This window comes from Acidithiobacillus sp. 'AMD consortium' (assembly GCF_008926505.1).
In the GTDB taxonomy this organism is placed as follows: Bacteria; Pseudomonadota; Gammaproteobacteria; order Acidithiobacillales; family Acidithiobacillaceae; genus Acidithiobacillus; species Acidithiobacillus ferridurans.
Map to the genome: position 1 here is coordinate 162812 of NZ_CP044411.1, position 13774 is coordinate 176585.

General features: G+C 61.6%; 13 protein-coding genes. 2 read left to right on the forward strand and 11 right to left on the reverse strand.

Features of this window, described 5'->3' with window-relative positions; genetic code table 11:
* Nucleotides 1-7: 7 nt before the first annotated feature.
* The 3 genes from rimO to F6A13_RS00885 are packed head-to-tail and all read right to left on the reverse strand — an operon-like array spanning nt 8 to nt 2474.
* Complete coding sequence (gene rimO, locus F6A13_RS00875) at nt 8-1348, reverse strand: 30S ribosomal protein S12 methylthiotransferase RimO (RefSeq protein ID WP_113526189.1); 1341 nt, start codon at nt 1346-1348, stop codon at nt 8-10.
* Nucleotides 1345-1728 (reverse strand): NifU family protein, encoded by a 384-nt coding sequence (locus F6A13_RS00880; RefSeq protein WP_151528006.1) that lies wholly within the window; start codon nt 1726-1728, stop codon nt 1345-1347. The genes rimO and F6A13_RS00880 overlap by 4 nt, the downstream gene beginning before the upstream one ends.
* 5 nt (nt 1729-1733) lie before the next feature.
* Nucleotides 1734-2474, reverse strand: coding sequence for an SDR family oxidoreductase (locus F6A13_RS00885; RefSeq protein WP_151528007.1), 741 nt, complete (start codon nt 2472-2474; stop codon nt 1734-1736).
* A gap of 9 nt (nt 2475-2483) precedes the next feature.
* Here F6A13_RS00885 and F6A13_RS00890 point away from each other — a divergent pair, with 9 nt between their 5' ends.
* The gene (locus F6A13_RS00890) at nt 2484-3611 is read left to right on the forward strand and encodes a class I SAM-dependent methyltransferase (RefSeq protein ID WP_192796476.1); all 1128 of its coding nucleotides are present in this window, start codon (nt 2484-2486) and stop codon (nt 3609-3611) included.
* Nucleotides 3612-3713: 102 nt separating this feature from the next.
* Here the strand turns inward: F6A13_RS00890 and F6A13_RS00895 are convergent, their stop codons facing one another.
* From F6A13_RS00895 to F6A13_RS00905, 3 genes are all read right to left on the reverse strand, one after another.
* Nucleotides 3714-4649, reverse strand: a complete 936-nt coding sequence (locus F6A13_RS00895) for a cytochrome c oxidase assembly protein (protein ID WP_151528009.1) — start codon at nt 4647-4649, stop codon at nt 3714-3716.
* 386 nt (nt 4650-5035) lie between these two features.
* Nucleotides 5036-6427: an oxygen-independent coproporphyrinogen III oxidase gene (gene hemN / locus F6A13_RS00900; protein WP_126604615.1), complete on the reverse strand. Its 1392-nt coding sequence runs from the start codon at nt 6425-6427 to the stop codon at nt 5036-5038.
* A 37-nt stretch (nt 6428-6464) separates the two neighbouring features.
* Nucleotides 6465-7484 (reverse strand): LysR family transcriptional regulator, encoded by a 1020-nt coding sequence (locus F6A13_RS00905; RefSeq protein ID WP_225981893.1) that lies wholly within the window; start codon nt 7482-7484, stop codon nt 6465-6467.
* A gap of 151 nt (nt 7485-7635) precedes the next feature.
* On the opposite strand from F6A13_RS00905, the gene F6A13_RS00910 reads away from it, so the two are divergent.
* Nucleotides 7636-8979 (forward strand): OprD family outer membrane porin, encoded by a 1344-nt coding sequence (locus tag F6A13_RS00910; protein ID WP_113526193.1) that lies wholly within the window; start codon nt 7636-7638, stop codon nt 8977-8979.
* Nucleotides 8980-9051: 72 nt separating this feature from the next.
* Here F6A13_RS00910 and waaF read toward each other — a convergent pair whose 3' ends face one another.
* Genes waaF through F6A13_RS00935 form a run of 5 tightly spaced genes read right to left on the reverse strand, consistent with a single transcriptional unit; the run spans nt 9052 to nt 13772 of the window.
* Nucleotides 9052-10182, reverse strand: a complete 1131-nt coding sequence (waaF, locus tag F6A13_RS00915) for a lipopolysaccharide heptosyltransferase II (protein ID WP_151528010.1) — start codon at nt 10180-10182, stop codon at nt 9052-9054.
* Nucleotide 10183: 1 nt separating this feature from the next.
* Nucleotides 10184-10948 carry an RMD1 family protein gene (locus tag F6A13_RS00920; RefSeq protein WP_126604613.1) on the reverse strand — a complete coding sequence of 255 codons (765 nt, stop codon included), beginning with the start codon at nt 10946-10948 and terminating at the stop codon, nt 10184-10186.
* 3 nt (nt 10949-10951) lie between these two features.
* Nucleotides 10952-12337, reverse strand: coding sequence for an FAD-binding oxidoreductase (locus tag F6A13_RS00925; RefSeq protein WP_126604612.1), 1386 nt, complete (start codon nt 12335-12337; stop codon nt 10952-10954).
* Entirely contained in the window at nt 12334-13410 is a 1077-nt protein-coding gene (rfaE2, locus tag F6A13_RS00930) for a D-glycero-beta-D-manno-heptose 1-phosphate adenylyltransferase (protein ID WP_126604611.1), read from the reverse strand. The genes F6A13_RS00925 and rfaE2 overlap by 4 nt, the downstream gene beginning before the upstream one ends.
* Nucleotides 13407-13772 (reverse strand): YraN family protein, encoded by a 366-nt coding sequence (locus tag F6A13_RS00935; protein ID WP_113526198.1) that lies wholly within the window; start codon nt 13770-13772, stop codon nt 13407-13409. Before F6A13_RS00935 ends, rfaE2 begins: the two co-directional genes overlap by 4 nt.
* Nucleotides 13773-13774 lie beyond the last annotated feature (2 nt).

Here is a 13774-nt window from a genome sequence, read left to right on the forward strand (position 1 = left end):
GCCCTGGTCAGGCCGACACCACCATCCCGTACAAATCATGGGCATCCGCCCGGCTGATCTCCACCTCCACCCAGTCCCCGACCTTCAACCCCGCGGCTTTGCCCAGATGCACCACACCATCGATCTCCGGGGCATCGCTGGCGGAGCGGGCGGTGATTTTGCCGCCCCGGCCCACAGCGTCCACCAGCATGCGCTGACGCTGGCCTACCCGGCGTTGTAGCCGCTGGCGGCTGATGGCTTCCTGCACGGCCATGAATGCGGCGCGGCGTTCCTCTTTGACCGGCTCCGGCACCGCTCCGGCGATCGCGTTGGCGGGCGCACCTTCTACGGCGGAATAGGCGAAACAACCGACCCGATCCAGCTCGGCCGCACGCAGAAAATCCAGTAATACCGCAAAGTCCGCATCGGTCTCGCCGGGGAAGCCGACGATGAAGGTGCTGCGGATGGTCAGGTCCGGCACCGCCTGGCGCCAGCCGAGAATCCGGTCGAGGGTCTTTTCGGCGGCGGCGGGGCGGCGCATGGTCTTGAGGATGCGCGGACTGCCGTGCTGCAGGGGCACATCCAGATAGGGCAGAATTTTGCCAGCCGCCATCAGGGGCAGGAGTTCGTCGATATGCGGGTAGGGGTAGACGTAGTGCAGACGCACCCAGACGCCGAGTTCCCCCAGAGCCGCGCAGAGATCGGTGATGCGGGCCTTGAGCGGGCGGCCGTTGTGAAAGGCGGTGCGGTATTTGCGGTCCACCCCGTAAGCCCCGGTATCCTGGGAGATCACCAGCAGTTCTTTGGCGCCACCGGCCACCAGCGCCTCGGCCTCGCGCAGAATATCGTCCGGCGCGCGGCTGACCAGTTTGCCGCGCATGCTGGGAATGATGCAGAAACTACAGGACTGATTGCAGCCCTCGGAGATTTTGAGGTAGGCATAGTGGGGCGGCGTCAGGCGCAGGCCCTGGGGCGGGACCAGGTCGGTGTAAGGGTCGTGGGCCGCAGGGAGCGCCTCGTGAATCGCGTCGAGCACGGCATCGGCCTGGTTGGGGCCGGTGACGGCGAGCACCTTGGGATGGGCGCCGCGCACAAAGTCGCCGCCCTCGCGGGCACCGAGGCAACCGGTGACCACCACCTTGCCGTTCTCATCCAGCGCCTCGCCGATGGCCTCCAGGGATTCCTCCACCGCCGCGTCGATAAAGCCGCAGGTATTAACGACGACCACATCGGCGCTGGCGTAATCCCCCACCAGCAGATAGCCCTCGGCGCGCAACCGGGTGAGGATGCGCTCGCTGTCCACAGTGGCCTTCGGGCAGCCGAGGCTGACGAAGCCGACTTTGGGCGGCGTATTTGCGCCCGCCTTCAAAAGGTATTGCTCACGCTGACCACTCCCGGCACCGCGCCGACGATACGTTCGACCACCTGTTTGAGATCGATGACGGCATTGGGGCAGCCCGCGCAGGCGCCCTTCATGCGGACGCGCACATCGCGTTCGATGATTTCCACCAGTTCGATATCGCCGCCATCGCGGTGGAGGATGTGGTGTACCGTTTGCACTGCCTCTGCCACGGCCGCAGGGTCGGGCAGGGGGTCGTCGGGACCGTAGCGTTTCTGGCGGTCAAGTCCGCGTTCGGCCATGGCCTGGGCGTGGGCGATTTTGGCCGCGGCGAGGGGGTCTTCCGCCTCCAGGGCGTCCAGTTCTTCTTCGCTGTAAAAGCGGATGGGGGATTTTACGGTGGTGCGCATGGCCGTCAATATAACATGCGGCCGCCGTCGACGACGAGGTTGTGGCCGGTGACGTAAGGTGCATCGAAGAGCAGATAGGCGATGGCGCCGGCAATATCCTCCGGGCTGCCGACGCGCTTGAGCGCGTTGCGTTCGATGAGCCCTTGCTGGTCGCCGTCGGGTGGGTCTTTGTCCTCGGCCCAGAGCACCACGCCCGGCGAAACGCTGTTGACGCGGATCTCCGGCCCCAGTTCCTTGGCGAGGGCGCGGGTCAGGGCCAGCAGGCCCGCCTTCGTCACACTGTAGGGCAGATAACCGCGCAGAGGGATTTCGGCGTGGATGTCGCCAATGTTGACGACGGCGCCGCCGGTTTTTCGCAAATACGGTGCGGCGACCTGGGTCAGGAAGAGGGGCGCGCGCAGATGCACGGCCTCCATCGCCGCCCAGTCTCCCGGCGTGATTGCGCCGAAAGGAGCAGGGGAGTACAGCGAAGCGTTGTTGACGAGGCCGTGCAGGCAACCAAAATGCCCGATAGCGGTATCCATCAGGCGGGCGGGCGTTTCTGGGTCAGCCAGATCGCCCGCGATCAACAAGGGTTCGGTTCCATGCCGTGCGCGCAGCTCCTGCGCCAGGGCTTCGGCGTCTGCGGCGGATCGCTTATAATGCAGGGCGAGCTGGCAGCCTTCCGCGGCGAGCTGGCGGGCAATGGCGGCGCCTACCCTGCGGGCGGCGCCAGTGATGAGAACAACTTTTCCGGTAGCTTTCAAGAGGTGTCCATGCGCGTAGAGCGTCCCGATTTTTTAACCCATTCTCACGGGGCGCGCAAGACAAGTCTGCCCGCCCCGGACGCCGATGCGCTGGCCCACTCGTCCGCACTGCTGACCCATATCCGGCGGGAAATCGATGCCGCAGGTGGGGTGATCCCCTTTCGTCGTTATATGGAACTCGCCCTCTACACGCCGGGGCTGGGCTATTACATGGCGGGGCAAACCCGTTTCGGCGCGGCGGGCGACTTCGTCACGGCACCGGAAATGGGACGGGTGCTGGCCGCCGTGCTGGCGCGGACCCTGCAACCCGATCTGGGGCCGGATGGCATTCTGGAATTCGGCGGTGGGAGCGGCGCGCTAGCCGGCCAGATCCGGGATATTTTGCCGGACACACCCTACACCTTGCTCGAACCCAGCCCCGATTTGCAGGTGCGGCAACGATCAGCCGTGACTGGTATTCAGCATCTGCAAACTCTGCCGGAGCACTGGCGTGGCGTGATGCTCGCCCACGAAGTGCTGGACGCCATGCCGGTGCAGGTGCTGGAGTTGGACGCCTCCGGGCAGTTGCACGAATGCGGTGTGCGCTGGAATGGCGAGGCACTGGATTGGGTGATGTTGCCTCCACCGGTCGCTGCGCCTCTGGCGGCGCGGCTGGCGCCCTATGTAACGCATTGGCTCCGGCCCTATCGGACGGAAATCAACCTTACTGCCGAATCCTGGCTGCGCGAGGTCGCCGCCCGCCTGGACTCTGGCGCCATCCTTCTGATCGATTACGGGCACGAGGCGGCGGAGTTTTATCATCCGCAGCGGCAGACGGGCAGCCTGCGCGCCTATTATCGCCACCACTGGCTGGATGATCCCTTTTATCTGCCAGGCCTCTGCGACCTCACCGCTCATGTGGATTATACCGCGCTGATGACTGTTGCGGTGGAGGCCGGGCTGGAGGTGACCTTTTATGGCCATCTCGCCCGCTTTCTGGTGGAATACGGGCTGGCCGAGGTGTATGGCAGCCTTTGTGCGCAGGTGGGTGAGGACGGCCGCTTCGCCCTGAATAATGAGATCAAACGGCTCACCCTGCCGCAGGAAATGGGCGAGAGCTTCAAGGTGTTGATGCTGAGAAAGCGAGAGAACACTTGACCAGCGAGACCATGCAATTCAGGGTCAGGGACCGTCAGTCCGCACGGAAGCGGCGCGCCTGGAGCCATTTGTCATCCTGGCTGCGCAGGGGTCTCTTTGGGATCAGTTGACGGTATATTCTGACGGATCGCTGTGGTGTTCCAGAACACCTTCCATCCATTGCCAGAAATGCCAGGTTACGAGGCACATCGTGGGCAGGGAAAGAAAGGTCATCATCATTCCCGCAAGGTGTTCGTCGACCAACGGGGTCAGCCCCCAGAGCATATGAGACGATTGCGCGGGATTCATGCTCATGGCGCTCCAGAACCAGATGCCACCCATCGCCATCATGGCCATTTCCATGATCCACACGTAAAGCGCCTTTTGCAAATGGTTACGCAGATTCGGCCACGACGGGAATACCTGAAGAGACTGCATCCAGACAATGATTCCTGAAACCAGATAAACGCCCGGCAGCAAGGCAAAAACCAACGGGCTTTTTAAGCCCAGCGACATCTGATCGGACATGTCCCATATCACCAGTATCACGGCCAGAATAACTGCGGTAACGGGGGGGCGATGCAGGAATCGCAACAGCTTCCAGAATGCGCCGTTCGTTTTTGCATCGATCAGTTTAAAAGGAATTCCGAATACGATCAGTGGCGCCGCCAATTCGAACTCACCCATGAGCTTTAAGGTGTACAGCGTCATCGATTCAGGCACAAAGGCATTGAGCGGAGATTCCCAAAGAAACATCGTCATCAGTATTCCGGCAACAAATGTCCACACTTTCCACTTGGACCAGTTCGCGTCAGAGCCCCGATCTGCCATGTAGCGATCATATTGTTGAAAATAGTAGGTTATCACGCCGATGGCCCCGAGCCACGGGATAGGGTTGAGGTTCATCAGCAATAACGTTGTCAGCCTGACGGGTGCGCCTGCCACCAGATATCCCGACGCATATAAGACAATCACCACCAGCGATATTGGTAAGGCTATTTTCCAACGCCGTATGAGACTACTCGCCCAAACCATATATCCCATTTGCAACTGTTTCATGTCGCCACCTCTTCCTTTCGGTGTGTACGGTGCACCTCAATACCATACGGCAATTTTACCGAAAAACAAGGCATGAATCGCGTCTTGGCGCTGCCCCACCCAACCCGTCCCTTGCCGTCATGCCGCCAGCGCAAATCCCAGCGCCGGCGTACCGCCGGTATGTTCCGGAATGCGGCAACACCTGATTCCGGCGACGTGAACAATCCTATGCCCACCCGAACTCCCGTAAAATGCGGCAAATTGTCGCACCCCGATATCAGGAGCATTGTGCTTCTCTGGTGACAGCCGCTTGCCGGAATGGGCCGGGCTGTGCGTGTCCACACATGATGGCCGGGAAATGCGACACTTAGCTATTGGGATCGTCGATTAGAGTCGGCCATTGCCGCTCAAATTACCCGTGAGTAATGCACCGGCTTTTGCGCGAGGTAGGCGTCGAAGGCCATGCAGATATGGCGGATCAGCAGCCGCCCCTGCGGCGTGACCGTCAGGGTATGGGCGTCCATGTGCAGGAGTCCATCACTCGCCATGGCCTCCAGGGCGGGCAGGCTGGCCGCGAAATGCTGGCGGAAATCCAGACCGAACTGTCGGTTCAGCGCGGCAAAATCCAGGCTGAAATCGCAGATCAGACGGGTGATGATGTGGCGGCGCAGCAGGTCCTCGTCGCTCAGGCGCAGGCCGCGCTCCACCGGTAAGTGGCCGCTCTCCAGGGTGGCGCCCCAGGTATCCAGATCCTTGATGTTCTGACTGTAGGTGGGGCCGACCATGGCGATGGCGCTCATCCCGAAGGCCAGCAGATCCGTCCCGGCATGGGTGGAGTAGCCCTGAAAATTGCGATACAGACTGCCTTCCCGCTGTGCGATAGCCAATTCGTCATCGGGCAGGGCGAAGTGGTCCATGCCGATATAGAGATAACCGGCCTGCTGCAGGGTGGCGATGCTTTCGGCGAGGATGCGCAGCTTGGTGTCGGGGCTGGGGATGTCCGCATCGGGGATCCGCTTCTGGGGCGGGAACCGCTCCGGCAGGTGGGCGTAATTGAAGACGGACAGGCGATCCGGGCGCAAGGCGAGAACCGCCTCCAGCGTCCGGGCAAAGCTTTCCGGGGTCTGCAGGGGCAGGCCATAGATGAGATCAAGGCTGACGGAGCGAAAGCCAAGCTGGCGCGCCTCGCCGATGACACCCGCAGTGAGTGCAAAACTCTGTTCGCGATGCACGGCTTTCTGCACTGCCGTATCCAGATCCTGCACCCCGATGCTGATGCGGTTGAAGCCGAAGTCGCGGAGGAGGCGGAGCGTGCCGGGCTCCAGCGCGCGCGGGTCGATTTCGATGCCGTATTCACCTCGATCATCCGGGAGCAAAAGGAAGTGTTTGCGGATGCTGTCCAGGAGGGTGGTCATGTCATGCCGGCGGAGGAAAGTGGGAGTGCCGCCGCCGAAATGCAGCTGGTCCACGGGACGGTTGCCGTCGATGTGGGCGCGTGTCAGGGCCATTTCCCGGTCCAGATGGGCGACATAGGGTGTTCCCCATTCGTGATGGCGGGTGACCACCTTGGTGCAGGCGCAGTAAAAACACAGGTGCTCGCAAAAGGGGATATGGAAGTATAGGGAGAGTGGGCGACCGCTGGCATTGGAGCGGTCGAGCGCGCCTTGCAGCGACCTTTCATCGAAATCTTCGCGGAAATGGGGGGCGGTGGGGTACGAAGTGTAGCGCGGCCCCGGCCGGTCGTAACGGCGGATGAGTTCCGGGTCGAAAATCAGGCGTTGGGTGGGCGTTATGGTCATCGGCTTTTGGCTCCGTCGAAACGCGGTTGCAGGGTGATCATAAGCCTGGAATATCCTTTACCCCAAGCAGGTTGGCCGCTACGCTGGCGCGGATTTCGGCGAGGAAAGCCTGCATGTGCGGCTGCTCCGCCTGCTCCGCCGTGGTGGCCGCCTGCAGTGTTTGCCAGAGACCCTGCGATCCCAGAGGAATGGCGCGGACATAGTTTTTCTCGCCGTAACTTCCCACCGCCCAGGCTGGTAACGCGGCGATGCCCTGCCCGGAGGCGACGAGCTGAAGAATGATGACGGTGAGCTCCGCGTGGCGCCGCCGCCAGGGCTGGATACCCGCAGGCTGGAGAAATTCGCGAAAAAGATCAAGGCGGCGATCCTCTACCGGGTAGGTGATCAGGGTTTCTTCCAGAAAGTCCGCGGGGGTCAGAAAACTGCGTTCAGCCAGAGTGTGCCGCGGATTGACCAGTGCGACGACTTCATAAGCGAAGAGCGGGTGCACGATAATATCGCAGCCCATGGCATCCGGGGCGGTCAACACCATGAGGTCGGCCTGATGGCTCTGGAGCAGGGGTAAGGGATCCTGCTGAAAGCCCGAAACCAGATCCATTTCCACGTCCGGCCAGTTCTCGCGAAAGTGGTTCATGGCGGGCGTCAGCCAGTCGAAGCAGGTATGGCATTCGACGGCGATACGCAGGCGGCCGCTGTTGCCCGCTGCCCGCCGTCGCAGTTCCTCCTGCATCTGCCGGATACGCGGCAGCACTTCCCGGGCCACGGCCAGCAAGGCCTCTCCGGCGGGGCTCATGCGTAACTGCGCGCCACGTTCCCGATCCAGGAGATTGACACCGTATTCTGCTTCCAGCCCGCGCAACTGGTGGGAGAGCGCGGATTGGGTGAGGTGCAGGCGTTGCGCCGCCGCGGCGAGGCTGCCGAACTGGGCGACTGCCTCCATAGTGCGCAGGTGACGGATTTCCAGTGGCATGCGGATCCCGGTGAGCAACAGATCAGGTTGCAGTTTCCCACGAACATCGGGTAATGCAAAGACTTTGGGGGATGATGGGGATTTCATCGTGCGGCACCCCGTTCGCCGAAGGCGACCGGGGATTGTATTAATGCAGATATAACGTCACAAAAAGTTCATGAAAAAGTCATAATAGTGTCATGTTGGTCCTTTACCATAGGTGGCATCATTTCAAGAACACCAAAGAGGGAGGGTTGTTGTGTTTATCAAAAACCGCATTGTCATCGCGACGGTCGCCGTCCTGTGTGGCGTCAGTGCCTCAGCCCAGGCCGAAACGCTGACCGATTTTTTTAAGCAGAGCAAGATCGATGGCCAGATCCGCTCTTATTATTTCAGCCGGGATTACGGTGCAACCGGACCCAATACCTACAATCAGGACGTCTTTAGTCTGGGGGGCATCCTGAATATCAAGACGGCACCTTTTCTGGGCGGCTTTGGTGTAGGCGTCAGTTTCTTTACCGCGCACGGGCTCGGGGCGAATGATACCAGTGGCGGACCGACCTACCCACATCTGGATGCGACGGTAATGGGTCCGCAGTCCATCGATGCCCTGGGGCAGGCTTACCTCCAATATGAGATCCCCAAAACGCTGTTGATCCGGGCGGGCGATCAGGAGCTGAATACGCCCTGGATGAACGGCTCCGATTCGCGCATGTTGCCCGCCACTTATCAGGGTGTGTTTGCCGATGTTTCGCCCTATCACGATTTACACCTGTATGGCATGCGTATTTTCCGCTGGAAGAGCCGCACATCGAATAGCTATTACAATGACAACCTGTTTTATTCCGCTAATTACGAGGGGGATGAACTGTACGGTGGTGGGACACAGTTGCCGACCACCGCTCCCTCCACCAGTGGTACCCTGGCTTTTGGCGCCTCCTATTCCCTGATGGGCGCCAAGGCGACCGCCTGGTACTATGATTTTTATCAATTCGCCAAGATGTTTTATACGACAGCGGATTATACGCTGAAAACCGGGACCGGGGTTGATCCATTTGTGGGTGCCCAGTACCTGCGTGAGTGGGGTGCTTCCCTGCTCTCCCGGCAAGGGGTTGACGCCACGGCCTGGGGTGTCATTGGTGGTGTGAACTACAAAACCGGTATGGGTGACGGGACCTTCAGTGTGGCCTATAACGCACTTGCGCCGCAGACTGGCGGATTTTTGAACGGTGGAATAGTGTCACCCTATACCGTGGGCTATGCCACCGATCCACTATACACGACGGCGATGATTCGTGGTCTTGCGGACAATCTTGGGCCTGGGCATGGTTACAAGATCAAGGTGGCACAACATCTTGACTTGATGGGCCAGAAATTCCTGGCCATCGCGGCATTTGCGCATTTCACCACCTATTATAATGGCAGCAGCAGTTATCCCTATTTTGATCTGACCTACTTCCCGGGTGGCGCGTTCAAGGGGCTTTCCATTCGTGACCGGGTGGAACTGGCTACCGGAACGAGCGCGCAATTTGGTAATGGTGCCGGCTTCAACAAGGGGCATTCCTTCATCTACAACCGGGTGATGCTGACCTACGCATTTTAGTTTTCCTCCTGTTTAGTTCCTCCTCTCCTCGCCTCGACCCGCAAGTCGGGGCTTTTTTTATCCGTTCGCGGCCTATATCCCGAAGATCTGGCGGAGAACGTATTCCGGCCTGAGATCTTCCATACAGCGGTGATGTCGGAGTGGACACTCGCGCTTTCCGCAGGGACTGCAGGGCAGGTCGATGCGTAGAGCCTGCGCCCCGGCGGAGAGGGGGGGGGTCATGCTGAGAGGGGTGGAGCCATAGAGCGCGATGACCCGGCTGCCGACAGCCCCTGCCACATGCATCAGACCAGAGTCGTTGCTGACCGTCAGGGGGGCGAGCGACAGCAGGTCCAGAGCTTCCAGCAGGGTGGTCCGGCCCCCTAGATCAAGGGTTTCCGGGACGGCCGCCGCTATGGCCCGAGTGATTTCTGCATCCTTGGGACTGCCGAAAATCCACACGGCATAGCCGCGTTCGATAAGGGCCTGGGCCAAGGTACTCCAGTGATGCACCGGCCAGCGCTTGGCCGGACCATATTCGGCACCGGGTGCCAGGGCGACCAGGGGCCGTTGTGGCGGGCTTATGCCCAGCCGCTGCAGGGTCGCGGCAAGGGCCGCCCGATTTACCTGTAAACGGGGCGCGGGAAGTTGCGTGGGTTGTGGAAGGCGTGGCGGCAGTCCGAGGGCAACGAAGCGGTCCACGGTGCGCAGCAGTTTCTTTTTGTTCAAGCGACGGCGGTCGTTCAGGAGCAAACGGCGATCCGCACCGCTGAAACCGGTGCGGGTCGGGATATGTGCCCAATAGGGGATCAGCGCGGATTTGAAGCTGTTGGGCAGGCAGATGGACCAGTCATAGTTCTGTGCGCGTAATTCCGCTGCGGTCCGGCGCCGCAGACGCAACCCCAGTTGACCGTGGTCGATGCACAGGGGCATGGCTCGTCGCACCTCCAGCATGCGTTCCGCTATCGGAATGCTGGCGGGCGGCGCCAGGACATCCACCTGCAGGCGTGGCCAGCGACGGCGCAGTACCTGCAACAATACCTGCGCCATGACCATGTCCCCCACCCAGGCCGGACCGATCAGCAGCAGGCGGGCGGGATCGTAGCTGTGGGCAATGCGGGTGTTGCGCGGAGCAAAGGCTTCATGTTCGTTACAGGGCGGTTCTGCTGCGTCGGCATCGTGTGCATCGGGATCGTCCTGCAACTTTGGTCGTTGCTCGGACATATTACTTGCCCATGAGCATGATCAGCGCTTCGACCGAGATCAGGATAATGATGATCCATTCCAGAATCGTCTCCCGGTGGTGCCGGGTGGCCACGATCATGACTTCCAGTCCCTCATGAATGGCGTCGAGTTTTTCATCCAGGGCGCGGAACCGGCTGGTGAGCTCCAGGTCGGCGGAGAGTTCGCGGGAGAGCAGTTCCAGCCCTGGGGTTTCCCAGACGATATCGGGGTTGTCCAGCACCGCCAGACGGGAAAGGATTTCGGTGCGGGTAGCGGAAGTCGAGGCGAGAAAGCGCAGATGTCCGCTGCGCCATCCCGGCAAACGCCCGGTGCGGGCCACTTCCGAGAGCAGGTTCAGGGTGGTTTCCAGCAGATTTTCGACGGCCTCTTCGTGGAGTTCCAGGGCCAGGCTCTGGGCCAGACGCAGGGCGACCAGAAGGATGCGTTCTTCATCGAGATTCTTGAGGGTGACGCCATCACGGCCCACGCCATCACGTTCGCCGACCAGGATCGCGAGCTCTTCCACCTTGGGATTGGCGATGGGGGTGAACTGCGCCTGCACGGTGGCGATGACTCTGGCCTGCAATGCCGGTCCCGCACCAAAAAAACAGATGACACCGGACCGGAAGAGCACCACCCAGGCGTCACCGTCGCGGAGCAGGCGATGGGCGGGCGTATCCTCTGCTGTCTCTATCCCGAAATCTTCGCGCCAGCTTTTGAGAGAGATATGGCGTACCGGCTGGATGGCGTGCAGGATGCTGGTCATGGCTCAGACTTCGGGGAGCAGTTTGCCGGGATTGAGAATGGTGTCAGGGTCGAAGACCTGCTTGATGGCGCGCTGGATGCTCAGGCTTTCCGGGCTCAGTTCCAGGGGGACATAGGCGCGCTTGCTGCTGCCGATGCCGTGCTCGCCGGAGAGGGTTCCATCCAGTGTCAGTACGGCCTGAAAGAGCTTTTGCAGGCCCTGCCTGGCACGGCGCATTTCGTTGCCATCTTGGGGATGGACCAGAAAGTTGACGTGCAGGTTGCCGTTCCCGGCGTGACCGAAGCTGACGATATGCAGGGACTGTTCTGCAGCGATCCCTTCTATGGCCTCCAGCAATTCGCGCAGGCGGCTGACCGGCACGACCACGTCCTCGTTGATTTTGAGGGGTGCCATGGCTTTGGTGGCGGGGGACAGGGATTTGCGCGCCGCCCACAGATCGGCGACGGCAGCCGCGTCCGTTGCCTCCAGGATTTCCAGGTTTCCCTCGCCCGCCAGAGCAGCGCGGATGGCCTGCACCTGGTCGGGGATGGTGATCGCCTCGCCATCCACCTCGACCATCAGCAGGGCGTTGCTGCCTTCTGGCAGATCCCTGGCGGCACCCATGGCGCGCACTGCGGCCAGGGCGTAGGGGTCCATGAGTTCCAGGGCGCTGGGCGTATGGTGTTGTGCCATCACCCGCTGCACCGCCGCGCAGGCGCTGGCCGTATTGTCATAGGCGGCGCGCAGGGTGGCCTGGGCGGCGGGGAGGGGGAGCAGGCGCAGGGTGGCCTCGGTGATGAGGGCAAGGGTGCCCTCGCTGCCTACCAGCAGACGGGTCAGGTCATAGCCGACCACCCCTTTGCTGGTATGAACACCGCAGCACAGCGTTTCGCCGGCGCCGGTGACGGCACGCAGGCCCAGTACGTAATCGCGGGTGACGCCATATTTTACGGCGTGCGGCCCGCCGGCATTCATGGCCAGATTGCCGCCGATGCGGCAGTAGGGGTTGCTGCCGGGATCGGGGGGGTAAAACAGTCCGTCGGCCTCTACATAGGCACTGATCGCGGCCGTGATACATCCGGCCTCTACGGTGATGGTACGGTCCACCGCGCTGTAATCGCAGATTTTTTGCATGCACTCGAAGCTGACGACGGCGCTGCCGGGTACCGGCTGTGCCCCGCCGACATTCCCGGAACCTGCTCCGCGCGGAACGAGGGGCAGACGATGGCGGCGGGCGATGCTGACAATCGCCTGCACTTCTTCATGGCTGTGCGGGAAGAGCACCATCACCGGTACGCAACTCCCCGGAGTATCGTCGCGGCTATAGATGGCGAGGGTTTCTGCATCGTCGCGCACCCGCTCGGCATCGAGAGCGGCGCGCAGGGCGGGAATGATGGTGCTGATGCTCATGGCTGGATCCCTCGGATTTTTTGCAGGAGCGCGGTGGTGCTCCGTTCGTGGCGAAAAGGAATGCTGAGTACCCGGCCGCCTCCGGCCTGCACCCAATCGGCACCGACGATGCGCTCTATCGGCCAGTCGCCACCTTTGATCAGTACGTTGGGTTGGAGATGTTGGATCAACTTCAGTGGGGTGTCGTCGTCAAATGCCGTAACGAAATCCACCGCCTGTAATCCGGCGAGCACCGCCATGCGGTCTTCCTCGCTGTTGACCGGGCGATCCGCGCCTTTGCCGAGGCGGCGCACCGAGGCATCACTGTTGACGCCTACCACCAGGCAGGCGCCTTCCGCGCGGGCTTCGGCGAGATACTGCACATGGCCCCGGTGCAATACATCGAAAACGCCGTTGGTAAAGACCAGGGGACGACGGAAGGCGCAGGCTTCAGCCAACGCGTCCCAGTCGCGGAGCACCTGGCCGGTGTGGAATACGGATGCGGGGGCATCGCCCACAAAGCTGGCATCCACACCACTGCAGAGGGCGTGAATGAGGACGAGGTGGACTTCCTGAATGCGTGCCGTGTTCTGCTCGGGCACCCGCAGTTCAATGTCCACGGGGCGCAGCAGTGGCGCGAGTTGCCCGCCTTCCTTGCCGGTAAGAGCCAGCACCCACATGCCGCGCTGTTGAGCAGTCCGGGCGGCGGCGATGACGTTGGCGGAGTTGCCGGAGGTGCTGAATGCGACCAGACAGTCACCAGGACGGCCCAAGGCCTCGATCTGGCGGGCGAAAATCTGTTCATAGCAGGCATCATTGGCGATGGCGGTGACCACACTGCTGTCGGTGCTGAGGGCGATGGCGGGCAGGGCGCGGCGTGTTGTCTCAAAGCGGTTGACCAGTTCCGAAGCGAGGTGCTGGGCATCTCCGGAAGAACCGCCGTTACCGCAACTGAGTACCTGCCCGCCCGCCTGCAGGGTGGCGATCAGGCGCCGACTGGCTTGCGCGAAAGGCGCTGCAAGGGCTGCGGCGGAGTGCCCCATACAGGTAATATTGTTGTGCAGGGCAGAACCTATCCAGTCATTGCCGGTCATGGGCTGGGTACTCTGAAGGCATCACGAATCCAGTCTGCCGGGGCATCACCGTCCAGGGCGACCACATCAAAGCGGCAGGGGCGTAACCCATGCTGCGGGTTACGCAGCAGAAAATATTCTGCGGCGCGGATCAACCGTTTTTGCTTGCGGCCGGTGATGCTGGCCGCCGCCCCCCCCTGCCGGTCATGGGCACGTTGGCGTACCTCCACGAAGACCAAGGTATCACCATCGAGGGTGATGATGTCAATTTCTCCCATCCGGCAACGATAGTTGCGCGTCAGGGGGCGTAGCCCGTGCCCCGCGAGCAGCGCAATTGCACGGTCTTCACCCTGCTGACCTGAAATCTGGCGTGGCGACGGCATGA

What these genes read in the sequence shown, in the direction of transcription:
- F6A13_RS00895 (WP_151528009.1), bottom strand. Translation starts at nt 4,649, where the DNA reads ATGAAACAGTTGCAAATGGGATATATGGTTTGGGCGAGTAGTCTCATA.
- F6A13_RS00890 (WP_192796476.1), top strand. Translation starts at nt 2,484, where the DNA reads ATGCGCGTAGAGCGTCCCGATTTTTTAACCCATTCTCACGGGGCGCGC.
- F6A13_RS00920 (WP_126604613.1), bottom strand. Translation starts at nt 10,948, where the DNA reads ATGACCAGCATCCTGCACGCCATCCAGCCGGTACGCCATATCTCTCTC.
- F6A13_RS00880 (WP_151528006.1), bottom strand. Translation starts at nt 1,728, where the DNA reads ATGCGCACCACCGTAAAATCCCCCATCCGCTTTTACAGCGAAGAAGAA.
- waaF (WP_151528010.1), bottom strand. Translation starts at nt 10,182, where the DNA reads ATGTCCGAGCAACGACCAAAGTTGCAGGACGATCCCGATGCACACGAT.
- F6A13_RS00925 (WP_126604612.1), bottom strand. Translation starts at nt 12,337, where the DNA reads ATGAGCATCAGCACCATCATTCCCGCCCTGCGCGCCGCTCTCGATGCC.
- F6A13_RS00905 (WP_225981893.1), bottom strand. Translation starts at nt 7,484, where the DNA reads ATGAAATCCCCATCATCCCCCAAAGTCTTTGCATTACCCGATGTTCGT.
- hemN (WP_126604615.1), bottom strand. Translation starts at nt 6,427, where the DNA reads ATGACCATAACGCCCACCCAACGCCTGATTTTCGACCCGGAACTCATC.
- F6A13_RS00935 (WP_113526198.1), bottom strand. Translation starts at nt 13,772, where the DNA reads ATGCCGTCGCCACGCCAGATTTCAGGTCAGCAGGGTGAAGACCGTGCA.
- rfaE2 (WP_126604611.1), bottom strand. Translation starts at nt 13,410, where the DNA reads ATGACCGGCAATGACTGGATAGGTTCTGCCCTGCACAACAATATTACC.